The 23,823-nt window shown below is 63.5% G+C and carries 20 protein-coding genes and 1 pseudogene; 11 read left to right on the top strand and 10 right to left on the bottom strand.

From position 1 onward, the window contains the following. Positions 1–55: 55 nt before the first annotated feature. The 4 genes from NKI35_RS12765 to NKI35_RS12780 all read left to right on the top strand — a co-directional run bounded on the left by NKI35_RS12765 (position 56) and on the right by NKI35_RS12780 (position 5,683). Positions 56–1,438: an aspartate aminotransferase family protein gene (locus tag NKI35_RS12765; RefSeq protein ID WP_023711330.1), complete on the top strand. Its 1,383-nt coding sequence runs from the start codon at positions 56–58 to the stop codon at positions 1,436–1,438. A 35-nt stretch (positions 1,439–1,473) separates the two neighbouring features. Further along, positions 1,474–2,859, top strand: coding sequence for a glutamine synthetase family protein (locus NKI35_RS12770; RefSeq protein WP_023695949.1), 1,386 nt, complete (start codon positions 1,474–1,476; stop codon positions 2,857–2,859). Positions 2,860–2,978: 119 nt separating this feature from the next. Continuing rightward, a complete protein-coding gene (locus NKI35_RS12775; RefSeq protein ID WP_352740255.1) occupies positions 2,979–4,214 on the top strand; it encodes a putative DNA modification/repair radical SAM protein in 1,236 nt (411 codons plus the stop codon). Positions 4,215–4,216: 2 nt separating this feature from the next. Further along, the gene (locus NKI35_RS12780) at positions 4,217–5,683 is read left to right on the top strand and encodes a UdgX family uracil-DNA binding protein (protein ID WP_352740257.1); all 1,467 of its coding nucleotides are present in this window, start codon (positions 4,217–4,219) and stop codon (positions 5,681–5,683) included. A 276-nt stretch (positions 5,684–5,959) separates the two neighbouring features. On the opposite strand, the gene NKI35_RS12785 is transcribed toward NKI35_RS12780, so the two are convergent. The 4 genes from NKI35_RS12785 to NKI35_RS12800 all read right to left on the bottom strand — a co-directional run bounded on the left by NKI35_RS12785 (position 5,960) and on the right by NKI35_RS12800 (position 10,771). Beyond that, entirely contained in the window at positions 5,960–7,240 is a 1,281-nt protein-coding gene (locus NKI35_RS12785) for a glycerate kinase type-2 family protein (RefSeq protein WP_352740259.1), read from the bottom strand. 175 nt (positions 7,241–7,415) lie between these two features. After that, entirely contained in the window at positions 7,416–7,922 is a 507-nt protein-coding gene (locus NKI35_RS12790) for a heme-degrading domain-containing protein (RefSeq protein ID WP_352740261.1), read from the bottom strand. Between the two features lie 312 nt (positions 7,923–8,234). Further along, on the bottom strand, positions 8,235–9,551 hold the full coding sequence (gene guaD / locus NKI35_RS12795; RefSeq protein ID WP_023831269.1) for a guanine deaminase: 1,317 nt from the start codon (positions 9,549–9,551) through the stop codon (positions 8,235–8,237). A gap of 2 nt (positions 9,552–9,553) precedes the next feature. After that, positions 9,554–10,771: a urate hydroxylase PuuD gene (locus tag NKI35_RS12800; protein ID WP_023752456.1), complete on the bottom strand. Its 1,218-nt coding sequence runs from the start codon at positions 10,769–10,771 to the stop codon at positions 9,554–9,556. Positions 10,772–10,906: 135 nt separating this feature from the next. Here NKI35_RS12800 and NKI35_RS12805 point away from each other — a divergent pair, with 135 nt between their 5' ends. The 3 genes from NKI35_RS12805 (at position 10,907) to NKI35_RS12815 (ending at position 14,123) form a co-directional block, all read left to right on the top strand. Next, positions 10,907–11,827: a LysR family transcriptional regulator gene (locus NKI35_RS12805; RefSeq protein ID WP_023671373.1), complete on the top strand. Its 921-nt coding sequence runs from the start codon at positions 10,907–10,909 to the stop codon at positions 11,825–11,827. A 107-nt stretch (positions 11,828–11,934) separates the two neighbouring features. Next, positions 11,935–12,876, top strand: coding sequence for an LLM class flavin-dependent oxidoreductase (locus tag NKI35_RS12810; RefSeq protein ID WP_023752455.1), 942 nt, complete (start codon positions 11,935–11,937; stop codon positions 12,874–12,876). Beyond that, positions 12,873–14,123 (top strand): LLM class flavin-dependent oxidoreductase, encoded by a 1,251-nt coding sequence (locus tag NKI35_RS12815; protein ID WP_023752454.1) that lies wholly within the window; start codon positions 12,873–12,875, stop codon positions 14,121–14,123. The genes NKI35_RS12810 and NKI35_RS12815 overlap by 4 nt, the downstream gene beginning before the upstream one ends. Positions 14,124–14,135: 12 nt before the next feature. On the opposite strand, the gene xdhC is transcribed toward NKI35_RS12815, so the two are convergent. From xdhC to uraH, 4 genes are all read right to left on the bottom strand, one after another. Then, complete coding sequence (gene xdhC, locus NKI35_RS12820; RefSeq protein ID WP_352740264.1) at positions 14,136–15,200, bottom strand: xanthine dehydrogenase accessory protein XdhC; 1,065 nt, start codon at positions 15,198–15,200, stop codon at positions 14,136–14,138. A gap of 74 nt (positions 15,201–15,274) precedes the next feature. Further along, complete coding sequence (gene xdhB / locus NKI35_RS12825; RefSeq protein WP_352545523.1) at positions 15,275–17,641, bottom strand: xanthine dehydrogenase molybdopterin binding subunit; 2,367 nt, start codon at positions 17,639–17,641, stop codon at positions 15,275–15,277. Then, positions 17,641–19,122, bottom strand: a complete 1,482-nt coding sequence (gene xdhA, locus NKI35_RS12830; protein ID WP_352740266.1) for a xanthine dehydrogenase small subunit — start codon at positions 19,120–19,122, stop codon at positions 17,641–17,643. Before xdhA ends, xdhB begins: the two co-directional genes overlap by 1 nt. A gap of 3 nt (positions 19,123–19,125) precedes the next feature. Beyond that, entirely contained in the window at positions 19,126–19,500 is a 375-nt protein-coding gene (gene uraH, locus NKI35_RS12835) for a hydroxyisourate hydrolase (protein WP_023683492.1), read from the bottom strand. 183 nt (positions 19,501–19,683) lie between these two features. Between uraH and puuE the strand changes: the two genes are divergently transcribed. From puuE to NKI35_RS12855, 4 genes are read left to right on the top strand one after another with little or no spacing between them, the layout of a single operon-like run. Further along, the gene (gene puuE / locus NKI35_RS12840) at positions 19,684–21,102 is read left to right on the top strand and encodes an allantoinase PuuE (protein ID WP_352740268.1); all 1,419 of its coding nucleotides are present in this window, start codon (positions 19,684–19,686) and stop codon (positions 21,100–21,102) included. A 31-nt stretch (positions 21,103–21,133) separates the two neighbouring features. Next, complete coding sequence (locus NKI35_RS12845) at positions 21,134–21,991, top strand: bifunctional allantoicase/(S)-ureidoglycine aminohydrolase (RefSeq protein ID WP_502897139.1); 858 nt, start codon at positions 21,134–21,136, stop codon at positions 21,989–21,991. Beyond that, positions 21,988–22,488 carry an ureidoglycolate lyase gene (locus tag NKI35_RS12850; RefSeq protein WP_023732614.1) on the top strand — a complete coding sequence of 167 codons (501 nt, stop codon included), beginning with the start codon at positions 21,988–21,990 and terminating at the stop codon, positions 22,486–22,488. The genes NKI35_RS12845 and NKI35_RS12850 overlap by 4 nt, the downstream gene beginning before the upstream one ends. A gap of 3 nt (positions 22,489–22,491) precedes the next feature. After that, positions 22,492–23,085, top strand: coding sequence for a nucleoside deaminase (locus NKI35_RS12855; RefSeq protein ID WP_023683488.1), 594 nt, complete (start codon positions 22,492–22,494; stop codon positions 23,083–23,085). A gap of 10 nt (positions 23,086–23,095) precedes the next feature. Here the strand turns inward: NKI35_RS12855 and NKI35_RS12860 are convergent, their stop codons facing one another. Together NKI35_RS12860 and NKI35_RS12865 are read right to left on the bottom strand one after the other, a co-directional pair. Continuing rightward, entirely contained in the window at positions 23,096–23,407 is a 312-nt protein-coding gene (locus tag NKI35_RS12860) for a BrnA antitoxin family protein (protein ID WP_023683487.1), read from the bottom strand. Beyond that, a pseudogene (locus NKI35_RS12865) lies at positions 23,394–23,650 on the bottom strand (BrnT family toxin). The gene NKI35_RS12860 and the pseudogene NKI35_RS12865 overlap by 14 nt, the downstream one beginning before the upstream one ends. Positions 23,651–23,823 lie beyond the last annotated feature (173 nt).

Consider the following 23,823-nt stretch of genomic DNA (forward strand, 5'->3'; position numbering starts at 1 on the left):
GGCCAATTGCGGTTGCCGTCGCCAATTGGGTAGTGTGCCGGCCGAGAGGGATTTCATGTACAGCACGAACAGTTCAAAGGCGTCCATTGGCGGTATCAGCCGTGACCGCATCGCTGCATTGCGGACAAGCGAGGCGAACACCTTCCGCAAGGCGCGGCCGAAATCGCAGGCCAAGGTCGGTAACGGCCTGCCAGGCTTCTTCGGCGGTGTGCCGATGCACTGGATGAACGACTGGCCGACGCCATTCCCGATCCTGGTCGAAAGCGCCAAGGGCGCCGCCATCACGGATATCGACGGCAACAGGCTGGACGATTTCTGCCTCGGCGACACCGGTTCGATGTTCGGCCATTCGCCGCCGCCGGTGGCGCGCGCCATCCGCCGCCAGGCCGGGCGCGGCCTGACCTATATGCTGCCTTCGGAGGATGCGCTGGCCATCGGGCCGCTGCTCACACAGCGTTTCGGTCTGCCGTTCTGGCAGATCGCCACCAGCGCCACCGACGCCAACCGCTTCGCGCTGCGTGTTGCCCGCGCTATCACCGGTCGGGAAAAGATCCTGGTCTTCAACGGCTGCTATCACGGCTCGGTCGACGAGACGATGGTCCGGCTGGTCGACGGCAAAGCTGTCAACCGGCCGGGCCTGGCGGGCGAATTCCGCGACCTGACCAGGACGGCGAAGGTCATCGAATTCAACGATGTTGCTGCACTGGAAGCGGCGCTCGCCGACCGCGATGTCGCCTGCGTCATCGCCGAGCCGGTGCTGACAAATTCCTGCATGGTGCTGCCCGATCCGGGTTTTCACGACGCCTTGCGCAAACTGACGCGCGCGGCCGGAACGCTGCTGCTGATCGACGAGACCCACACCATCTCGACCGGCCCAGGGGGCTACACCAGAAAATTCGGGCTGCAGCCCGACCTTTTCGTGCTGGGCAAGCCGATCGCCGGTGGCGTGCCGGCAAGCGTGTGGGGCATGAGCGACGAGGTCGCCTCGCGCTATGCCGACTACAACCGAACCAAGGAGCCGGGCTATTCCGGCATGGGCACGACGCTGTCGGCGAACCCGCTGCAGTTCGCAGCCATGCGCGCAACGCTCGAAGAGGTGATGACGCAGGAGAATTATGCCCGGATGGATCGCCTCGCCCTGCGGCTCGATGCCGGGCTGACCGGCGTCATCGATCGCTACAATCTGCCCTGGCATGTCGCCCGCGTCGGCGCCCGCGTCGAGTTCATCTGCGCCCCTGGCCCGCTCAGGAACGGCGCCGAAGCCGAGACTGCCCATGCGCCGGAGCTTGAGGCGGCTATCCATGTCGCGCTGGTCAACCAGGGCGTGCTGATCGCGCCCTTTCACAACATGATGCTGATCTCACCGGCCACCACCGGCGCCCAGGTCAACCGGCTGATCACCGCCTTCGCCACGGTTGCGGCAAGGCTGACGGCATGAGACAAGCTGCCAAGCCAAACTCGAGTACACCAATCATGACTTCACCTTCGGGCTCGACGCCCGCCGAGGCGCAAGCCTTTCTCGACGCCCATCCCGAAATCGAAGCCTTCGATATCGTCTTGACCGACGCCAACGGGGTCGGCCGCGGCAAGATCGTGCGCCGGCATGAGCTGAAAAGCATCTTCGAGGGCGGCCGCCACATGCCGATCTCGATCCTCGGCCTCGACATCACCGGCGAGGATGTTCACGAAACCGGGCTGATCTGGACGACCGGCGATGGCGACCTCAGGGCCTGGCCGATCCCCGGCACCCTGGTGCCGCTTTACGGCACGAACCCGCCGCGCGGCCAGTTGCTGATGGCGATGTACCATCTCGAGGGACAGCCTATGTCGTCGGACCCACGGCTGGCGCTGGCCAGGCAGGTCGACATCTTGGCGGCCAAGGGCCTCTATCCCGCCGGCGCCTTCGAACTCGAATTTTTCCTGCTTGCCAATGAGCGTGACGCCGACGGCAAGGTAAAGCCGGCGGACGCCGTGCTCGACGGCCGCCGCTCGGCCAAGACGGAAGTCTATTCCGTCGACCATCTGCACGGCATGGAGCCGCTGTTTTCCGACATCTATGCCGCGGCTAAGGCGCAAGGCATTCCGGCCGAAACGGTGATTTCCGAATACGCGCCCGGCCAGTACGAGCTGACGCTGAACTATCGCAAGGATGTCATGCGGGCGGCCGACGACCTCGTCATGTTGAAGCGGCTGGTGCGGGCGCAGGCGCGCCGCCATGGTGTCACCGCCTGCTTCATGGCCAAGCCGATCGAAAAATACGCCGGCTCCGGCATGCATTTCCATGTTTCGTTGCAGGACAAGAACGGCCGCAACGTTTTTGCCGAGGCTGGCGGCGAAAGCTGGTCGCTGCCGCTGCTGCAGGGGCTCGGCGGGCTGATCCAGACCATGGCCGAATCGATGCTGGTGTTTGCGCCGCACGCCAATTCCTGGCGGCGCTTCGTCTCGCAGTCCTATGCGCCGGTGGCGCCGACCTGGGGCGTCAACAACCGTTCGGTGGCGCTGCGCATCCCGGCGGGCGACGCCAAGAACCGGCGCATCGAGCACCGGCCGTCGGGTGTCGACGCCAATCCCTACCTGATCGCGGCAACGGTGCTGGCCGGCATCATCAAGGGTCTGGATGAAGGCCTCGACCCCGGCCCCGAAACCACTGGGAATGGCTATGAAGCCGCCATCACGCGCACGACCATGCCGGTCGACTGGCGCGCTGCGATCGAGGCGGCGCGGGCCTCGAGCTTCCTGAAAGAGGCGCTTGGCGAGGATCTGCATCGCACCTTCGTGGCGATCAAGCAGTCGGAGTATCTGCGCGTCGCCCGCACCGTCAGCGAGCTGGATTACCACCTCTACCTCCACGAGGTCTGATAGACCGCCTGGAACTCGGGCAGTCGTCCTGCTAGCCCGACGATAAGGCGGCGATCACTTTTTCGCCGCCTGCATCAAATGAGGTGGCGCTGCAGCCTTCAAGAACATATCATGAACGGATGAGCGCACCCACCGTCCGTGAAAAGCTGGCAATCCTGTCTTACGCCGCCAAATACGATGCTTCTTGCGCCTCGTCCGGCTCGGCGAAGAAGGATTCGCTCCAATCCGGCGGTATCGGCTCCACAGAAGGCATGGGCATCTGCCATTCCTACGCGCCGGATGGCCGCTGCATTTCGCTCCTGAAAATCCTGCTGACCAATTTCTGCATTTACGATTGCAGCTACTGCATCAACCGCTCGTCATCGAATGTGCGCCGCGCCCGCTTTAGCATCGACGAGGTGGTGAAGCTGACCATGGACTTTTATCGGCGCAACTACATCGAAGGCCTGTTCCTGTCCTCCGGCGTCATCCGTTCGCCCGATGAGACCATGGCCGAAATGGTGGAAGTGGCGCGGCGGCTGCGGCTGGACGAAAAATTCTCCGGCTATATTCATCTGAAGACCATTCCGGAAAGCTCGGCCGAACTGGTCGAGCAGGCCGGACTTTATGCCGACCGGCTGTCGATCAATGTCGAGCTGCCGACCGATGAGGGCGTCAAGAAACTGGCGCCGGAGAAGAAGCCGGAAACGATCCGCCTTTCCATGGCGAACCTGCGCCGGAAGATGGAGGAAAAGGCCGAGCCGACGCTGAGGACCAGGAAGCGCGAACGCTTTGCGCCCGGAGGTCAGTCGACGCAGATGATCGTCGGCGCCGACAAAACATCCGACGACGGCATTTTGCACACCAGCGCGCGGCTCTATGGCAGCTATCACCTGCGGCGCGTCTATTACTCGGCCTTCAGCCCGATCCCGGATTCGTCATCGTCGCTGCCCCTGCTGAAGCCGCCGCTGATGCGCGAACACCGGCTTTATCAGGCCGACTGGCTGATGCGCTTCTACGGCTTTTCACAGCCGGAAATCCTCGCCGGCAGCAGCGACGGCATGCTCGATCTCGCCATTGACCCCAAGCTCGCCTGGGCTTTGCGCAATCGGGCGAGGTTTCCGGTCGACATCAACCGCGCCGACCGCGAAGCGCTGCTGCGGGTTCCGGGTCTGGGCACCAAGGTGGTGGCGAAGATCCTTGAAACCCGCCGCCACCGACGCATGCGGCTGGAAGATGTCGGACGGATCTGCCATTCGATCGCCAAGCTGAGGCCCTTCATCATCGCCGAAGGCTGGTCGCCGGGTGGACTGACGGACAAGACCGGCTTGCGCGACACGATCGTAAAGTCCTGCGAACAACTGTCTCTGTTTTGACCATGCAGCCGGCCCAGCTCGACCTTGCCCGATACACTGTCCGGCTAGCGAGCCAGACCGATTTCGCCGGTTGGCGCGATGCGGCACGGCGTCTGGCGCTGAATGAGGTCCGGCCTGAGGATATTAGTTGGGGTGTCGGGTCCGACGCCAATGATCCTCAAGATGCCTTGCCGGCGGTGCCAGAGGGCGCGCAGCTTACCGTCCCGCGCGAGTTCATCGCCCATGCCGAAACCGCCTTCTGCCACTCCGACCCCGGCCGGTTTGCCTTTCTCTACTGGATGCTTTGGCGCCTGCGCACCGAGCCGAAACTGCTGGCGATCGCATCCGATCCCGACACCAGGCGGCTCGAAGCCATGGAAAAGGCGGTGCGGCGCGACAGCCATAAGATGCATGCCTTCGTACGCTTCCGGAAGATCGGCGACGGCGAGAACGAGCGCTACGTCGCCTGGTTCGAGCCGGAGCATTTCATTGTCGAGCGCAACGCGGATTTCTTCGTCCGGCGGTTCACCGGCATGCGCTGGACCATCCTGACGCCCTATGCCTCCGCCGACTGGAACGGCGAAAGGCTGGCGATCGGGCCGGGTGCGGCCAAGGGCGATGCACCCGATCAGGACGACACCGAGGCGTTGTGGCTGACCTATTTCGAAAACATCTTCAACCCGGCGCGGCTCAAGGTGAAGGCGATGCAGAAGGAGATGCCGAAGAAATATTGGCGGAACCTTCCCGAGGCCTCGCTCATTCCAGATCTGATCGCAGGAGCGGACGAGGCCGCCAGGGATATGATTGCCAGACTGCCGACAATGCCGGCGCCGCACCACGCCAAGCTGCAGGCGAAACATTGGCCGAAGCGCGAGCCGGCCGAGGCGCCGGACGATGACGCCAACACCGTTTCCGAGCTACGCGAAGCCGCGAAAGGCTGCCGCCGCTGCCCGTTGTGGCGCGACGCGACGCAGACCGTGTTCGGCGAAGGGCCTGACAATGCCAAAGTGGTCTTCGTCGGCGAACAGCCGGGCGACCAGGAAGACCTCGCCGGCAGACCTTTCGTCGGCCCGGCAGGAAAGGTATTCGATGCTATCCTGGACGATGCAGGTGTCGACCGGCAGAAAGTCTACGTCACCAACGCCGTGAAACACTTCAAGTTCGAGCCGCGCGGCAAGCGCCGCATCCATTCGAAGCCAAATGCCGGCGAAGTCCAGGCCTGCCGCTGGTGGATCGGCCGGGAGCTTGAGCTGATCAAGCCGGACCTCGCCGTGGCGCTTGGGGCAACGGCGGCGTTGTCGCTGCTGGGCAAGGCCATTGCCGTGACGAAAATGCGCGGCCAGGTGATCGAGCGCGAGGATGGCTTGCGCGTGTTCATCACCATCCATCCTTCCTTCATCCTGCGTATTCATGAGCCCGCGGACAAGGAGGCAGAGCGCGAGCGGTTTCTCAGCGATATGAGAGAGGTGAAGCGGCTTATGGGGTCGTGAGATGAGCGAAAGCCTCAGCGACATCGTCATCCACGGGCGGAGCAAGGAGGGAAGCGACGCAGCGCAGACCCGAGGATTCATGCCGCGACGTTTGCACGCTGCTACGGTGCAGAATTCTGCTCCGCTGCGCTCGACGGCTAACATCACGGAATGGACCCGGGGCTTCGCGACGGAGCTTCGCTCCTGCTTCGCCCAGGGATGACGAAGCCGAGTGGCTTCAGCCAATCACCTACGGTCGTGAATCCAACGTTGGAAACTTCGGCCGCCACGGCCGAATTAACTGATTAGGATTGCCCTCAGATCATTCACATTCGTACCCGTCGGCCCCGGCACGAACAGATCGCCGATCGCGTTGAACGCCGTCCAGGCATTGTTGCCGGCCAGCATCGCCTTGGCGTCGACGCCGGCGGCACGCATGCGCGAGACAGTCGAGCCATCGGCAAAGGCGCCGGCATTGTCTTCCGAGCCATCGATGCCGTCGGTATCGGCGGCCAGTGCATGAATACCTTCCGCGCCGCTGATGCCGATGGCAAAGGCGAGCAGGAATTCGGAGTTGCGGCCGCCCTTGCCCCTTTTTCCGTCAACAGGGGCCCGCAAGGTCACGGTCGTCTCGCCGCCGGACAGGATCAGCACCGGCTTTTTGAACGGCCGGTTGCGCGTCGCCACTTCGCGCGCAATGGCTGCATGCACGCCACCGACCTCGCGCGCCTCGCCCTCGATGGAATCGGAGAGGATGACGGCTTCGATGCCCTGCCGTTTTGCCTCAGCGGCTGCCGCTTCCAGCGACACGCCAGCCGAGGCGATCAGGTGCACTTCATTGCGTGAAAAGCGCTGGTCATCCGGATCTGGCGCATCGGCCTCTGGCGAGTTGATGTGCGCCATGACGGCGTCGGGCAGTTTCATGCCGTAGGCCGCTATCGAGGCCAGCGCATCGGCCCGGTTGCCGGAGTCGGGCACGGTCGGGCCGGAGGCCACCAGCGCCGGGTTGTCGCCGGGAATGTCAGAGACAACCAGTGATACCAGTTTGGCCGGCCAGGCGGCAGCTGCCAGCCGGCCGCCCTTGATGGTCGAGAGATGCTTGCGGATTGTGTTCATCGCCGCGATCGGCGCGCCGGAGGCAAGCAGCGCCTCGTTGACGGCGATTTCGTCGGCGAGCGTCAGGCCGGCGGCAGGCGACGGCAGCAGCGCCGATCCTCCGCCCGATATCAGCGCCACTACCAGGTCGTCCGCAGTCAGCCCTTGCACCTTTTCGAGCAGGCGCCGCGACGCCTCAAGACCGGCAGCGTCCGGCACCGGATGTGCCGCCTCGATGATTTCGATGCGCTCGCATCTGGCGCCATAGCCGTAGCGGGTGACGACCAGCCCTTCGATTGGGCCATCCCACACCTTCTCGAACGCGGCGGCCATCTGCGCCGAGCCCTTGCCGGCGCCGATGACGATGGTGCGGCCCTTCGGCTTGGCCGGAAGGTGATCCCTGATCGTTCGTTCCGGATCGGCAGCGGCAACGGCGGCATCGAAGATCGAGATGAGAAAGGATTTTGGGTCGAGCACGGTCATAATTGGCCGCCATCCGCGGTTTGCGAGCTTCCGAAAAGCCGGCGCCGCCCCTCACCCTTACCCTCTCCCCGTATAGAGACGGGGAGAGGGGTTCGCCGGCGTTGGGGTGCTTCTCTTCTCCCCGTCACTATACGGGGAGAAGGTGCCGGCAGGCGGATGAGGGGCAGCGCCAACGTCACGATTTACCTTCCGGCGGCAGCGCCAATTGTGTCCGATCGACGCCGAGATGATCGCACAGTGCATCGATGACGACGCCATGATCCTGGCGTTCCGGCAGGCCGGAGACGGCGATGACGCCGATGACGCCGGCACCCTTTACAGTCACCGGAAACCCGCCGCCGGCCAGTACGTAATCAGCAATATCCAGCCCCTCGCCGACCTTGAAGGTGCGGTCCGGTCGCTGCTGTTCCAGCACCAGACGATAGGTGCTCCTGAGGTAGCGCTTGACCACATTGATCTTGCGTCGTGCCCAGTCGGGGTTGGAGGCGTTTGAACCGGGCATCGCGGCATAAAACAGCGGCCGATCCCACAGCCTGATATCGACAATGATTGGCAGCTTTTCGGCCAGCGCCCGCTCGCGGATCGCCGCGCCGACCTTGAAGCCGACGGCCTCGTCGAAGGCCGGGAAGACCAGCGTCTCTTCCTGTTTCTGGATCAGAGCGATGTCGTCCGCGGCGGCCATTTTTGTTCTCCGAAATCGTCACAAATCGTGTGTACGACAAGCTCCGCCCGGTCAAGGTCTCGTCGCGGTGGTGGTCTTGCCCCGCCAGGGTCGACCCCCACTCCGTCGAGCTTCTCTCGACACCTCTCCCCCGATCGACAGGGTAGAGGAAGGGCGCCAAGCTGTCCGAACCGGCGCCCGTCCTCCGAAGCAAAGGCTCCCTTCCTCTCCCTCCGGAGGGGGGAGAGGTGGCGCCGCGAAGCGGCGACGGAGTGGGGGAACCACTTGGCAACCAGGCGCAATCATCATCTTGTCCCGCGCGGATGATGGGTCCTACCCCACGATCATATCGATCTTGGCCGGCCGCCCCGCAACATAGACCTCGCGCACCGCGCGGTCGTCGCCCAATGTCTGCAGCAGGAACAGCTCCTCCGCCAGCGTCTCCACAGTCTCCATCCTCAGCCGCATCGCCGGCGTGGCGCGGGCGTCGAGCACGGTGATGTCCGCGTCGGTGCCTTCATCCAGCGTGCCGACCTTGTCCGCCACAGACAGCGCCTCGGCATTGCCACGCGTTATCTGCCAGAAGGACTGGAACGGGTTCAGCTTTTCGCCATTCAGCGCAATCACCTTGTAGCCCTCGTCCATGGTGCGCAGCATCGAATAGTTGGTGCCGCCGCCGACATCGGTGGCGGCAGCGATCCTGAGCGGCTTGTCGCGGCGACGAAAGCGCTGGTAGTCGAACAGGCCGGAGCCGAGGAACAGGTTCGAGGTCGGGCAGAACACCGCCACCGAGCCTGAGTCCGACAGCGCATCGGCCTCTCGTTCCGAGAGATGGATGCAGTGGCCGAACAGGCTCTTTGGCCCCAGCAGGCCATACTGCTCGTAAACATCGGTGTAGTCGCGCGCCTGCGGATAGAGTTTTTGCGTGAAGGCGATTTCGGCGTGGTTTTCCGACAGATGCGTCTGCATGTGCAGGTCGGGGTTTTCGCGGCAGAGCGTGCCGGCCATCTCCAGCTGCTCGGGCGAGGAGGTGATGGCGAAGCGCGGCGTGATCGCATAAAGCTGGCGGCCCTTGCCGTGCCATTCCGCAATCAGCGCCTTCGTATCGTCATAGCCGGATTGCGGCGTGTCGAGCACGCCTGCCGGCGCATTGCGGTCCATCATCACCTTGCCGGCAATGTTGAGCATGCCGCGCGCATGCGATTCGGCAAAGAACGCTTCGGCAGACGCCTTGTGCACCGAGCAGTAGGCGGCGACCGTCGTCGTGCCGTGGCGCACCATCTCGTCCAGGAACAGCCGGGCGATGCGGCGGCCATGCTGAGCGTTGGCGAATTTGGTCTCTTCGGGAAAGGTGTAGGTGTTCAGCCAGTCGAGCAGTTCGGCGCCGTAGGAGGCAATGACCTGCATCTGCGGAAAATGCGCATGCGCATCGATGAAGCCGGGCAGCAGCAGATGCGGCCGATGATCGATCTTTTTCGCACCGTCGCCCGCTTGCTTTTCGACTTCCGTGTAGCTGCCTACGGCAACGATCCGGCCGTCGCGGATCAGCAGGCCGCCATCCTCCTCATAGCGCCAGGCGGCATGGTCGTCGATGGCTTCGGGCCAGCGCAAAAAACTTAGGGTGCGGCCGCGCAGAAGTGTGGAGGTCATCCCTATTTCCCTGCGCCTTCGAACCAGGCGACCAGCAGCGCCCGTTCCTTGTCGCTGATCTGGGTGACGTTGGCGGGCGGCATGGCGTGGCTGCGCCCGGCCTGCAAATAGATTTCACGCGCATGCTCGGCAATGCCGGCGTCGGTGTCGAGCATCACGCCCTTCGGCGCATGGTAGATGCCTTCATAGACCGGCTCGGCCGTATGGCACATCGAGCAGCGGCCAAGCACGGTGTCGCGCACCGCCGGGAAATGCGACGAGGCGATATAGACTTCGGCCGCGGCGGATGCCTTGAGCTCGCCGGTCAGTATTTTCGGCGCTGTCGACAGCCACATGATGATGACGAACAGCACCGCAGCCGCCATCCAGGTCCAGTGCGGGTTGCCGGCACGCTTATGCACGGTGTTGAAATAGTGCCGGATCAAGACGCCGATGATGAACACCAGCGAGGCGATGACCCAGTTGAACTCCGTCGCAAACGCCAGCGGATAGTGGTTCGACAGCATCAGGAACAGCACGGGCAGCGTCAGGTAATTGTTGTGCAGCGAGCGCTGCTTGGCGATCTTGCCGTATTTCGGGTCGGGCTTGCGGCCGGCAATCAGGTCGGCGACGACGATCTTCTGGTTTGGAATAATCACCATGAAGACATTGGCCGACATGATCGTGGCGGTGATGGCACCGAGATGCAGGAAAGCGGCGCGGCCGGTGAACAGATGCGTCAGCCCCCAGGCGATGAACACCAGCACGCCATAGAGCACCAGCATCAGTCCGGTGTCACTTTTGCCGAGCGGCGACCGGCAGAGCAGATCGTAGACAACCCAGCCGACGCCGATCGTCGCCATCGACAGCAGGATGCCCACGGGAACCGACATGGACAGAACATTGGGGTCGATCAGGAACAGGTCGGCGCCGGCATAGTAGACCACGCACAGCATGGCGAAGCCGGACAGCCAGGTGGCGTAGGATTCCCATTTGAACCAGGTCAGGTGTTCCGGCATTTCGGCCGGCGCCACCAGATATTTCTGGACGTGGTAGAAGCCGCCACCATGCACCTGCCATTCCTCGCCGGATGCGCCGACCGGCATGCCGGGGCGCTGGCGCAGGCCAAGGTCGAGCGCGACGAAATAGAAGGACGAGCCGATCCAGGCGATGCCGGTGACGACGTGCAGCCAGCGCACGGCGAAACTCAGCCAGTCCCAGAAAATCGCGAAATCCATCATGTGAAATCGTCCCTGCCGATCGGCTGACTTTACGGTGTGGGGCGCAAACGAAAAGAGGCGAGGTGTACGATGACTTTCAAAAAAAAATGGAAAATACTAGGCTGACCACGTACGCCGCCACATAAAGAGCCACGAATGGCCTATCTCGACAACATCGCCGTCTTCGTCCGCGTCGTCGAGCTTGGCAATCTCTCGGCGGCGGGCCGAGACATGCGCATTTCGCCGGCGGTCGCCTCCAACCGCATCAAGGAGCTGGAAAAACACCTCGGCGTGCGGCTGTTCAACCGCACCACACGGCAATTGATGCCGACGGAGCATGGCACGGTGTTCTACTCCGGCGCCAAGCAGGTGCTGGAGGCGATCACCGAGGCGGAAGCCGCGGTCTCGGCTCTTTCCGGCCAGCCGCGCGGCACCATCAAGGTGACCGCCCCGCTCGGCCTTGGACGGCGGCTGGTGGCGTCGGGCATTCCGGATTTCCACGACAAATACCCCGATATCGAGGTGCGGCTGAGGCTCTCCGACCACAATATCGACATCATGAAGGAAGGCATCGACGTCGCCTTCAAGCTCGGCATCATCGAGGATTCCAGCCTGCGGATGCGCGGCATCATGGAATGTGAACGCGTGCTGGTGGCGGCACCGAAATATCTCGAAGCGCGCGGCGAGCCGGTGGAGCCACAGGAGCTGATCGGCAAGAAGCACGACTGCCTGATGCTGCGCTATTCCGGGGCGCGCGAATATGTCTGGACGCTGCAGACGCCGTCCGGCCCGCAGAAATTCGAGGTGCACGGCCCCTACGACACCGACGATGGCGATGTGCTGACCGGCTGGGCGCTGTCGGGCCGCGGCATCATCAACAAGCCGCGGTTCGAAGTGGAACCTTTCATCCGCGACCGGCGGCTGCAGGTCATCCTGGCCAGCACACCGCCAACGCCGGTGCAGTTCGCCGCCGTCTATCCGCACAAGAAGCTCCAGGATCCAAAGGTGCGGCTGCTGCTCGACTTCATGGCCGAGCGTTGCCAGCGGCTGATCAAGGATTTGCTGGCCGGCAAGTGAGGGGCTGTTGGCCCAGTCGCCAGGATTGTCTTACAAGCAGGTGACCTTAGGTTCGCATACGCTGCCCTATGATCGATGGTCCCATGCCGACTGACCAGCAAGCCACAATGCATCTTGCCGTTTCGCTCAACATTGCTTGCGGGCAGCCGCTCGGGTTTAGCGACCTGGCCGGCTTAGCCAAGCAAGCGGAAGCGGCGGGGCTGGACATGATTGTCCTCGATGATTCCGCGCCGAACAGCGCCGGGTCGAGTTCTTTCGAAGCGACGACCTTGCTGGCGGCGCTGGCGACGATGACAAGTCGGATCGGCCTTGTCGCTGCAGCCTCGACGGTCGCTCACCAGCCGTACAATCTGGCGCGCCGTTTTGCTTCGCTCGACATCATCAGCCATGGCCGCGCCGGCTGGCACGCCACCATGGCGCAGGCGCCAGGGGAAGCCGCCAATTTCAGCCGGCCGGATGGATTTTCCGACGATGTGTTCCGCCGCCGCACGCAGGAATACATCGGCATCGTTCAGCGCCTGTGGCAGGGCTGGGATGCCGACGCGCTGCTGTTCGACAAGATCGGCGGCCGCTTCCACGATCCCGAAAAAATGCACCTGCTCGACCACAAAGGCGAATTTTTCTCCGTGCGCGGGCCGCTGAACGTCGCGCGCTCGCCGCAGGATACGCCGGTGCTGGTGCTGTCCGGCCTGTCCGAGGCCGACCTGGATATCGCCGCCCGCACCGCCGATGTCGTCCTGCTGGACAGACCCACAAAGGACCCCAAGGCGCGCCATGACGATCTCAAGCGCCGCGTTGTGGCCTGCGGACGCGATCCGGGTGCGGTCAAGCTGCTGCTGAACGTTGGCGCAGATGTCGCTGCCAACGCGCTCGAAACATGGTTCAGCTCGCAAAGCTGCGACGGGTTCAACATCGCAATACCGCCTGCGGCGATTGACGGTTTCATCGGCCGCGTGCTGCCGGAATTGCAGCGCCGCGGCCTCGTCCGCCCGGATTATCCCGGCACCACCTTGCGCTCTCATCTCAGACTTGCCGGAGGAGCGCAATGACCCGCCAGATGAAGCTTGGCGCCTTCCTGTGGGCGACGGGCCACCACATCGCCGCCTGGCGTCACCCCAAGGCGCATGTTACTGCAGGCATCGACATCGATCATTACATCCAGCTGGCGCGCACGGCGGAAGCGGCGAAGTTCGACATGGTGTTCTGCGAGGACGCCGCCGGTCTGCGCGAAGCCAATGTCGGCATCGCCAGCCAGACCTCACGCTCGATCGGCTTCGAGCCGATCAGCCTGCTGTCCGCGCTCGCCGTGCAGACCAGCGGCATCGGCCTCGTTTCGACGGCGTCGACCAGCTACAACGAGCCCTACGGTCTGGCGCGCACCTTTCTGTCGCTCGATCATCTGAGTGGTGGCCGGGCTGGCTGGAACCTGGTGACGTCGGCCAGCCCCATCGAAGCCGCCAATTTCGGCGCGATGGGCCTGAAACCCCATGCCGACCGCTACGAGCGGGCGCGCGAATTCGCCGAGGTGGTATCAGGACTTTGGCAAGGCAGTGGCTTTCACGGTCACAACGGCCAGAGCTTTTCGATGCGCGACCCGCTCGACCTGCCGCGCTCGCCGCAGGGCGCGCCGGTGATGGTGCAGGCCGGCGCCTCGGATGTCGGCCGCGACCTTGCCGCCCGCACCGCCGACGTCGTGTTCACGGCGGCGCAGACCCTCGAGGAAGCCAAGGGCTTTTACGACGACCTCAAGGGCCGTATGGCTGCCTATGGGCGTCAGCCCGACGACATCAAGATCATGCCGGGCGTCTCCCCCGTGGTGGCGGAAACCGAGGCCGAAGCGCGGGAGAAACAGGAGGAATTGCAGGCGCTGATCCCCGACGATGTCGGCGTGGCGCTGCTGTCCAGCTATCTCAGCATCTCCGATCTCGGGAGCTATCCGATCGACGGACCGATGCCCGAGCTGCCGGAGACCGAGGGAATGAAAAGCCGCCAGGCGCTGGTCATCGAACAATCGCGCCGCAACGGCCTGTCGATCCGCCAGCTTGCCCGCCATTTCGCCGGCGCACGTGGCCATTGGCGTATCGTCGGCACGCCGGCGCAGATCGCTGACGAATTGCAGGCGCGGTTCGAGGGCGGCGGCGCGGACGGCTTCAACGTCATGCCGTCATACTTCCCCGGCGAGCTCGATGCCTTTGCCACGCTGGTGGTGCCGGAACTGCAGCGGCGCGGACTGTTCCGTCGGGAATACGAAGGCAGCACCTTGCGAGATCATCTCGGCCTGAAGCGGCCTGCTTAGCCGCGCCGAAGCTTAGCCGGCCATCATCTTATGCTGGACTTGATGGTCGGCATTCGGCGCGGTGTTGTGAACGACCAGCGCCGTCATGATCTCGGCCGCGGCCAGCGCAGCTATGACCGGTGGGCGCTTGTCCTTGACCGCATCGCCGCCGATCGGCGAGACGAGGCGGGCGAACTCAGCCTCCGTGCCCTCAGCCGATTTCAGGAACCAGTTCCTGAACGTCGCTCTCTTGGTTTTCGAGCCGATCATGCCGACATAGGCCGCGTCGTCGCGCTTCAGCGCTTCGGCGACGATGAGGAAATCCAGCGCATGGTCGTGGGTGAGGATGGCGAAGGCGGTGCCGGCGGGGGCGTTTCGCACCTCGGCCTCGGGCATCGGCGTCAGCCGCGTCTCGACGGTTTCCGGCATGCCTTCCAGCGCTTCGGCCCGCGTCTCGATGACGACACCACGCACGGGAAGAAGTGCAACAGTCGAGGCCAGCGCCCGGCCGACATGGCCGCCGCCGAAGATATAGACATGCGGCAGGTGGGCTTCCTCGGCTTCTGCGGCCGCGATCAGCTCGGCAGTAAGCGCGGCATCGACGACACGGATCAAGACTTCGACGCGCCCGCCGCAGCACTGGCCGATCTCGGGGCCTAGCGGCACGTCAAGCGTGGCGCAGACTTCGTCGAAGCCGATGCGGGCTTCTTTACCCTCCCCCTTGGGGGGAGGGTCGGTGAGCGGACGCCGTGTGGCGGCGTCAGCGAAACGGGGTGGCTTGGCACGATCGTCCGCACCCGCCCCCCCCGCCCGGGGGGGGGGGGGGGGGCCGCCCCCCCCCCCCCCCCGCGGCGGGGCGCCCCCCCCCGACCCTCCCCACAAGGGGGAGGGTGAAGACCCCACCATCTGCCTCGCCTTGTCGATCGCCATGTACTCGAGCTGACCGCCGCCGATCGTGCCAAAAGTCGCCGCCTGCGAGACGAGCATGAAGGCGCCCTTCTCGCGGGGGGTCGAGCCCTTGGTACTGGCCACTTCGACCAAGGCAAACCGGTCGGCGCTGGCGAGAAAAGCTCTGAGGCTTTGCACTTTCGACTTCATATTTCGCATTCCCGTACGGGAAATATAGGGTTTTTCAGTCTGAATTGCACGTTTTGCCAGAATCCAGGTCAGAGTCAGGCGCTATTCTTGGCTTCACCCTTCAGCCGTTGGATCGCCATCAGCACCCTTTCTGGTGTTGCAGGAGCGTCGAGACGCGGACAGGCCTTATGATCGGCCACACTTGCCACCGCGTCCGACAGCGCATGCAGCACAGACATGCCGAGCGGGAAGGGCGGTTCGCCGACCGCCTTGGAACGGTGCACCGTCGGCTCGTTGGCCTCCGGCCAGTCGGCCAGCGTGACGTTGAATATCTTCGGCCGGTCGGACGCGAGCGGGATCTTATAGGTCGACGGCGCATGCGTGCGCAGCCGGCCCTTGTCGTCCCACCACAGCTCCTCCGTCGTCAGCCATCCCATGCCCTGGATGAAGCCGCCCTCGATCTGGCCGAGATCGATGGCGCGGTTCAGCGAGCGGCCGGTTTCATGCAATATGTCGGTGCGCTCGACGACATATTCGCCGGTCAGCGTGTCGACCGAGACTTCCGAGCACGAGGCGCCATAGGCGAAATAATAGAACGGACGGCCCTCGCCCTTGTCACGGTTCCAGTGGATTTTCGGCGTCTTGTAAAAACCCGCCGCCGACAGTTGGATGCGGGCCATATAGGCCTGCTTGACAAGGTCGGTGAAGGCGATCTCCTGGTTGCCGATGCGCACCCGGTTGGGCAGGAAAAGCACCTGCTCGCGCGGCACCTGGTATTTTTCGGCGGCGAAGTCGGTCAGCCGTTCCTTGATCTGGCGGGCGCCGTTCTGCGCCGCCATGCCGTTGAGGTCGGTGCCGGACGACGCCGCGGTGGCCGAAGTGTTGGGCACCTTGCCGGTGGTCGTCGCGGTGATCTTGACCTGGTCGAGGTCGATCTGGAACTCTTCCGCCACCACCTGCGCCACCTTGACGTAGAGGCCTTGCCCCATCTCGGTGCCGCCGTGATTCAGATGCACCGAACCGTCGGTATAGACATGCACCAGCGCGCCGGCCTGGTTGTAGTGGGTGGCCGTGAAAGAGATGCCGAATTTGACCGGCGTCAGCGCCAGGCCGCGCTTGATGAAGCGGCTGTTGGCGTTGAAGGCCTGGATGATGCGGCGGCGCCCCGCATAGTCGGCGCTCGCCTCCAGCTCGGCGACGATGCGGTGAATGATGTTGTCCTCGACCGTCTGGTGATACGGGGTGACGTTGCGGCCCCCGTCTTTATCACCACTGGTGCCATAAAAATTCTGCTTGCGGATTTCGAGCGGGTCCTTGCCGACGGCAAAGGCAACCTCGTCGATGACGCGTTCGGCGCCGACCATGCCTTGCGGGCCGCCGAAGCCGCGAAACGCCGTGTTCGACACGGTGTTGGTGTAAAGCGGCGCCGACTGCGCATGCACCGCCGGCCAGAAATAGGTGTTGTCGCAGTGGAACAGCGCGCGGTCGGTGACCGGGCCGGACAGGTCCGATGAAAAGCCGCAACGCGCCGCGAACATGAAGTCGACGCCAAGAATGTTGCCGTCGTCGTCGAAACCTACTTCGTAGTCGACGAGGAAGTCATGGCGCTTGCCGGTGGCAATCATGTCGTCGTCACGGTCGGGCCGGATCTTGACCGCGCGATGGTGTTTCTTGGCGGCGATCGCCGCCAATGCCGCAAACTGGTTGCCTTGCGTCTCCTTCCCGCCGAAGCCACCGCCCATACGGCGGATTTCCACCGTGATGGCATTGCTCGGCACGCCCAGCGCATGGCTGACCATATGCTGCACTTCGCTCGGATGCTGGGTCGAGGAATAGATGGTGACGTCCTGGTCCTCGCCGGGAATGGCCACGGCGATATGGCCTTCCAGATAGAAATGCTCCTGGCCGCCAATGCGCATCTTGCCCTTCAGCCGGCGCGGCGCCGCCTTGATCGCGGCGGCGGCATCGCCGCGCTTCAAGGTCAGTGGCGGCGTGACCAGCTTGTCCTTGCGGGGGTCGAGGCTGCCAATGTCGGTGACGAAAGGCAATGGACTGTATTCGACCTTGGCCAGCCGGGTGGCGCGGCGCGCCTGTTCGCGCGTCTTGGCAATAACGCAGAAGATCGGCTGACCATAAAACTGCACCTTGTCGTCGGCCAGCACCGGCTCGTCGTGGCGGCCGGTCGGCGAGATGTCATTTTCGCCCGGAACGTTCTTGGCCGTCAGCACGTCGACGACGCCCGGCGCCGCGCGCACCGCCGACAGATCCATTTTGCTGATCGTCGCATGCGTCGCCGTGGACAGGCCGAGGCAGCCATGCAGCATGCCCGCCGGTTCCGGCATATCGTCGATATAGACCGCGCTGCCGCTGACATGCTTGTGCGCGGAATCGTGGCGCTGGTCGGCGGCGACGCCACCGGAAATCTTCTGCGCCTTGAGATCTGGAGAGGCGTGCTTGTTCATCAGGCCGCCTCGTTGCGTGACACCTGGAACGGCGCCTTGCTGCCGCTGGTTTCGGCAAAAAAGCGCAGCAGCAGGTTCCTGGCCGCCAGCGCCCGGTATTCGGCCGATGCCCGCATATCGGTCAGCGGGGTGAAATCGCCGGCATATTCAGCCATGGCCGCTTCCACCGTTGTCTCCGTCCACGGCTTGCCGAGCAGCGCTTTTTCGACACCGAAAGCCCGCTTCGGGGTGGCCGCCATGCCGCCATAGGCGATGCATATATCGGCCACGGTTCCGTCCTTGGCCAAGTCGAGGAAAAAGGCGCCAAGGGCTGCGGTGATGTCCTCGTCGCGGCGCTTGGTGATCTTGTAGACGGCAAACTTCGTGCCCTTGGCCGGCACGGGAACGTGCACGGCCTCGACGAATTCGCCTGGCTGCCGGTCCTGCTTGCCATAGGCGATGAAGAAATCCTCGAGCGCGATGGTGCGCCGCTTCTTGCCGCGGCGCAGCGTCAGTTGCGCACCAAGCGCGATCAGGGGCGGCGGCGTGTCGCCGATCGGCGAGCCATTGGCGATGTTGCCGCCGATGGTGCCCATGTTTCGTACCTGTTCGCCGCCGATGCGGTCGAACAATGGCCCGAGCGCGGGGATGCGCTTGGCCAGTGTCGCGAAGGCGTCGGTGTAGGTAACGCCGGCGTCGATGGTGATGACGTCATTGTCTTCGGAGATCGCGCACAGCCCCTCGAGATTGCCGATGAAGACTACCGGTGAGATGTCGCGCATGTGCTTGGTGACCCACAGGCCGACGTCGGTCGAGCCGGCGACAACAGTGGCGTCGGGTTCCTTATCCAGTACAGCGGCGAAATCATCGGCGTTGGCCGGGACGACCAACCTCAGCTTGCCGACGCCGATTTCGACGCGGGCACCGTCATGCATAGCCTCGAGCCTGGCGGTGATCGCCTTGCGCTCGGCCGCCAGCGGATCCTTCGCCGCCTTGCCGTAGCTGGAGATGGCACGCGCGGCGCGCATGATTGCCTCATAGCCGGTGCAGCGGCAAAGATTGCCTTGCAAGGCCTTCTCGATCGCCGCATTCGACGGGTCCGGCGACTTCATCCACAAGCCGTAGAGCGACATGACGAAGCCCGGCGTGCAGAAGCCGCATTGCGAAGCGTGGAAATCGACCATCGCCTGCTGCACCGGATGCAATTGGCCAGGCGCGCCGCGCAGATGCTCGACGGTGACGACATGGGTGCCGTCGAGCGAACCGAGGAAACGGATGCAGGCGTTGACGCTTTCATAAACCAGCTTGCCGGCGGACAATTTTCCGACCAGAACCGTGCAGGCGCCGCAATCGCCCTCGGCGCAGCCTTCCTTGGTGCCGCGCAGCGAGCGGTCGAGCCGCAGCCAGTCGAGCAAGGTCGCGTCAGGCGCCACCGACGACAGCGCGACATCCCTGCCATTGAGGATGAAGCGGATCTCGTTGCGTATTGTGATCTTGGCCATGCGTCAGCTCCCCCTGTAGGTCGAGTAGCCATAAGGAGAGATAAGCAACGGCACGTGATAATGCACGGATTCCGCCATGCCGAAGCGGATCGGCACACTGTCGAGGAAGGCCGGTTCCGGCAGTTTGGTGCCCTGGCCGCGTAGATAGTCACCGGCGGCGAACACCAGTTCGTATTCGCCGAGGCGGAATTCCGCTCCTGCCAGCAGCGGCGCATCGCAGCGGCCGTCGGCATTTGTGACGATGGTCTTCAAATGTATCCGCGCGTCGCTCTCAAGATGATAAAGCGCGATCGACAGGCCCGCCGCCGGCTTGCCGGTCGCGGTGTCGAGCACATGCGTCGTCAGACGTCCGCCATCGGCTCTCGACGTTTCTGCCACTGGCGCCTCCCATTTCCGATACAGCCGAACAAAGCAGTGAATTGTGCGCCAATTAAAGGCGATGCATAAGTCCCGGTCGAGCGGAGTGGCACAAAAACACTTTCAAAAATTTCGGGGGAATGCGCGAGCAACCCTTTCGACTATCCTGATCACAACTCCGGCAGCGTCCGGCGGGGAGGGGCAATGCGTTACTCTAGAGACATGCGCGGCTACGGAGCCAATCCGCCGGATCCGAAATGGCCGGGCGGTGCGCATGTGGCCGTCCAATTCGTCGTCAACTACGAGGAAGGCGGCGAGAACTGCGTGCTGCACGGCGACAAGGCCTCGGAAGCCTTTCTGTCGGAAATCGTCGGCGCCGCGCCCTGGGTCGGCCAGCGCCACTGGAACATGGAATCGATCTACGAATATGGCGCGCGGGCAGGCTTCTGGCGGCTGCTGCGCCTGTTCAGCGAGGCGCAAGTGCCGGTGACCTGCTACGGGGTCGCCTCAGCATTAGCCCGGTCGCCCGACCAGGTGGCGGCGATGCAGGAGGCCGGCTGGGAAATGGCCTCGCACGGGCTGAAATGGATCGACTACCGCGACCACAGCGCCGAGGACGAGCGCCGCGACCTCGAAGCGGCGATCAAGCTGCACTACGAGGTGACAGGCCAACGGCCGACCGGCTGGTACACCGGCCGCACCTCGGTCAATACGGTGCGGTTGGTGGCCGAAGAGGGCGGCTTCGACTATGTGTCGGACACTTATGACGACGAACTGCCCTACTGGTTCGAGCACAGCGGCGGCGCGCAACTCGTCATCCCCTACACGCTCGATGCCAACGACATGCGTTTCGCCACGCCACAGGGATTCAATTCCGGCGACCAGTTCTTCGCCTATTTGAAGGACAGTTTCGACACGCTCTATGCCGAGGGCAAAGCGGGCCGGCCGCGGATGATGAATATCGGCCTGCATTGCCGCCTCGTCGGACGTCCCGGGCGGGTGGCGGCGCTGAAGCGCTTCGTCGACTATGTCAGATCGCACGACAAGGTCTGGCTGGCACGGCGCATCGATATCGCCAGGCACTGGCAGGAGAACCACCCCTACCAGCCGGCGGCGCTCAAGCCGTCGAAGATGGCGTTCGAGACCTTCGTCGACACTTTCGGCGGCGTGTTCGAACATTCGCCCTGGATCGCCGAACGTGCCTATGAACTGGAGCTTGGGCCGGCGCATGACAGCGCCGGCGGCCTGCACAATGCGCTCTGCCGCGTCTTCCGCGCCGCCAGCGAAACCGAGCGGATCGGCGTCCTCAACGCCCATCCCGATCTCGCTGGCAAACTGGCCAAAGCGAGACGCCTCACTGCGGAATCCACACGCGAGCAGGCCTCCGCCGGCCTCGACGCGCTGACCGACAAGGAGCGCGAGCTGTTTTCCAAGCTCAACGCCGCTTACGTCACCACCTTCGGCTTTCCCTTCATCATCGCGGTGCGGGGCAAGACCAAGGAGGAGATCCTCGCCGAGTTCGAGGCGCGCATCGGCAACAGCCGTGGCGTAGAACTCGATACCGCCTGCAAACAGGTCGAGCGCATCGCGCTGCTCCGCCTGAAAGACATGCTCCCGCTCTAATGAAATGACTGAGGGGTCAGGACCCATGGATATGATCAAGACTGACCAGAAAACCTACTATGCGCCGCATGGCGGCCATCCCGGCCAAAATGAGCTTTTGACCGGCCGCGCCGTCTTCACCGAAGCCTATGCCGTCATCCCCAAAGGAGTGATGCAGGACATCGTCACCAGCCCCTTGCCGTTCTGGGACGAGACCAGGGCCTGGATCATCGCCAGGCCGCTGTCGGGCTTCGCCGAGACATTTTCGCAGTACATCGTCGAGGTTTTGCCTGGCGGCGGCAGCGAACGGCCGGAGCCGGACGCCGGCGCCGAGGGCGTGCTGTTCGTGGTCGAGGGCGAGTTGACCGTTTCGTTCGCCGGCAAGAAACATGTGCTTCAATCGGGCGGCTTTGCCTTCCTGCCGCCGGCCAGCGGCTGGACCGTACGCAACGAAGGCCGAGAAGCCGTACGCTTCCACTGGATCAGGAAGGCCTATGAGGCCGTCGACGGCATCGACGCGCCGGAAGTCCTGTTCAGCAGTGACCAGCAAGTGGCGCCGACGCCGATGCCCGGCACCGAGGGTCGCTGGGCGACGACCCGTTTCGTCGATCCAGCCGACATGCGCCACGACATGCATGTCACCATCGTCACGCTCGAGCCTGGCGCCGTCATCCCGTTTGCCGAGACGCATGTCATGGAGCACGGGCTCTATGTCTTGGAAGGCAAGGCGGTCTACCGCCTCAACCAGGACTGGGTCGAGGTCGAGGCCGGCGACTTCATGTGGCTGCGCGCCTTCTGCCCGCAGGCCTGCTACGCGGGCGGCCCAGGCAAATTCCGCTATCTCCTTTACAAGGACGTCAACCGGCACGCCAAGCTCGGCGGGGCGGGCATTGGCGGTCGCGCGCGGTGACCCGCATCACAGCGCGGCCGCTGACCCGCGAAAGCTTTGCCGGCTTCGGCGATGTCATCGACATGGGCGGCGGCAATCACTACCCGATCAATGGCGGCAAGACCGAGCGCTACCACAATCTCGCCACCGCTGAAGCCGCGGGACCGAATGCCTGCGTGCTGATCTCGATGGCGCGCGGCACGCCTTACGACCTGCCGCTGAAGCTGACCATGGTCGAGCGCCATCCCTTAGGCAGCCAGGCGTTCATCCCGCTGTCACCGCGGCCTTTCCTGGTCGTCGTCTGCCATGACGGCAAGGACGGTCCGCGCGAGCCGCATGCCTTCATCACCGCACCCGGGCAAGGCGTCAACTATCCGCGCAATCTCTGGCACGGCGTGCTGACACCACTCGGTGAAGCGCAGGATTTCGTCATCGTCGACCGCGGCGGTGACGGCTCCAACCTCGAAGAGTTCCATTTCTCGCACCCCTACGAAATCCATCTCCCCAACGAGACCTGAGAAATGACCGACATATCGCTGATCGACCGCCTGCTCGATGTCATCGAGCACGACATCGTGCCGAAAACGGCAGAGGGCGTGGCCCATGGGAACAAGCTGTTCGGCGCCGCCATCCTGCGGAAGGGCGACCGCTCGCTGGTGCTGGCCGAAACCAACAACGAGATGGAAAATCCGCTCTGGCATGGCGAGGTGCACTGCCTGAAGCGTTTCTATGAAATGCCGAAAGCCGAGCGCGTCGACACCAAGGACGCCATCTTCATCGCCACGCATGAGCCCTGCTCGCTCTGCCTGTCGGCGATCACCTGGACCGGCTTCGACAATTTCTACTACCTCTTCAGCCACGAGGATTCACGCGACAGCTTTGCGATCCCGCACGATCTGAAAATCCTGAAAGAGGTCTTCACTCTTGATCCCGGCGGTTACAATGCCGAGAACGCTTATTGGAAGAGTTTTTCCATTCGCAGGCTGGTGCGGGCGCTGCCCGAGGCCGAGCGCGGCCGGCTTGAGGCAAGGATCGGCAATATTTCCGCCCGCTACGACGAACTGTCCGGCGCTTATCAGGCGCGCAAGGCCGAAAACGACATTCCGCTGAACTGACGCGGATTGCCTAGCCTACCTTCGCGTTTTTCAGCACCTCGTTGATCCTGGCCTGCCAGCCCTTGCCGGTCGCCTTGAATTTACTGATGACATCCTGATCCAGACGGATGGACACGACTTGCTTAGGCTTCTCCACGGCTGGCCGGCCACGAGCACGCCTTATGCTCTCGAAAAGTTCTGGAAACACTTCCGCGAAAGGCCTGGCTTGCGCCAACTGTTCGTCTGTCGTCTCCGCATCGTCGGGATCATCAACAATTTGTCTTTGAATTTCCCCTTCCTCCGCATCGGTAAGCGGTCGAACACGCGATTTAGGATTGTTCATATACTGACCTTTCCTTTCGGCTGGCACGGCGCATCGAGATCACCGAAATCGCCTCCGAACCAAGCGGCTTGAAAATCACGGCCAGGATGATCTCTCCGAATTCGCCAATCGCCTTGAACCGGTCGGCCTTGGCTGGAAGGACGGTTGAAGTCGCAAAAAAAACTCAATATCGAGTTCGGCAAAATCGAGACCCCGGCTGTCCAGGTTCGTCACGCGCTTTGGCTCATCCCAAACGATTTTCAGGCGAAATCCTCATCACGTTGGGTTCAGTTAATAAATGTAATACATTAATTATATAATCCTGCAACATCAGGGCAAAACAATCGGGCTACATATCGTGGCGTCGTCGCGGCGACACCGGCCGTCGCCCGTTTGACTTCATGACATGCCCGCTCCATGCGTCACTGACATCCTGG

The sequence above is a fragment of the Mesorhizobium sp. M0676 genome (assembly GCF_040320535.1).
Classification (GTDB): Bacteria; Pseudomonadota; Alphaproteobacteria; order Rhizobiales; family Rhizobiaceae; genus Mesorhizobium.

Excerpts from the sequence above, each read along its gene's own strand:
- NKI35_RS12860 (WP_023683487.1), bottom strand. The coding sequence starts at position 23,407 with ATGAACAATCCTAAATCGCGTGTTCGACCGCTTACCGATGCGGAGGAA.
- NKI35_RS12770 (WP_023695949.1), top strand. The coding sequence starts at position 1,474 with ATGACTTCACCTTCGGGCTCGACGCCCGCCGAGGCGCAAGCCTTTCTC.
- NKI35_RS12790 (WP_352740261.1), bottom strand. The coding sequence starts at position 7,922 with ATGGCCGCCGCGGACGACATCGCTCTGATCCAGAAACAGGAAGAGACG.
- NKI35_RS12800 (WP_023752456.1), bottom strand. The coding sequence starts at position 10,771 with ATGATGGATTTCGCGATTTTCTGGGACTGGCTGAGTTTCGCCGTGCGC.
- NKI35_RS12765 (WP_023711330.1), top strand. The coding sequence starts at position 56 with ATGTACAGCACGAACAGTTCAAAGGCGTCCATTGGCGGTATCAGCCGT.
- NKI35_RS12815 (WP_023752454.1), top strand. The coding sequence starts at position 12,873 with ATGACCCGCCAGATGAAGCTTGGCGCCTTCCTGTGGGCGACGGGCCAC.
- NKI35_RS12780 (WP_352740257.1), top strand. The coding sequence starts at position 4,217 with ATGCAGCCGGCCCAGCTCGACCTTGCCCGATACACTGTCCGGCTAGCG.
- NKI35_RS12775 (WP_352740255.1), top strand. The coding sequence starts at position 2,979 with ATGAGCGCACCCACCGTCCGTGAAAAGCTGGCAATCCTGTCTTACGCC.
- NKI35_RS12805 (WP_023671373.1), top strand. The coding sequence starts at position 10,907 with ATGGCCTATCTCGACAACATCGCCGTCTTCGTCCGCGTCGTCGAGCTT.
- xdhB (WP_352545523.1), bottom strand. The coding sequence starts at position 17,641 with ATGAACAAGCACGCCTCTCCAGATCTCAAGGCGCAGAAGATTTCCGGT.
- NKI35_RS12785 (WP_352740259.1), bottom strand. The coding sequence starts at position 7,240 with ATGACCGTGCTCGACCCAAAATCCTTTCTCATCTCGATCTTCGATGCC.
- NKI35_RS12845 (WP_502897139.1), top strand. The coding sequence starts at position 21,134 with ATGATCAAGACTGACCAGAAAACCTACTATGCGCCGCATGGCGGCCAT.
- guaD (WP_023831269.1), bottom strand. The coding sequence starts at position 9,551 with ATGACCTCCACACTTCTGCGCGGCCGCACCCTAAGTTTTTTGCGCTGG.
- puuE (WP_352740268.1), top strand. The coding sequence starts at position 19,684 with ATGCGTTACTCTAGAGACATGCGCGGCTACGGAGCCAATCCGCCGGAT.
- xdhA (WP_352740266.1), bottom strand. The coding sequence starts at position 19,122 with ATGGCCAAGATCACAATACGCAACGAGATCCGCTTCATCCTCAATGGC.
- NKI35_RS12810 (WP_023752455.1), top strand. The coding sequence starts at position 11,935 with ATGCATCTTGCCGTTTCGCTCAACATTGCTTGCGGGCAGCCGCTCGGG.
- xdhC (WP_352740264.1), bottom strand. The coding sequence starts at position 15,200 with ATGAAGTCGAAAGTGCAAAGCCTCAGAGCTTTTCTCGCCAGCGCCGAC.
- NKI35_RS12855 (WP_023683488.1), top strand. The coding sequence starts at position 22,492 with ATGACCGACATATCGCTGATCGACCGCCTGCTCGATGTCATCGAGCAC.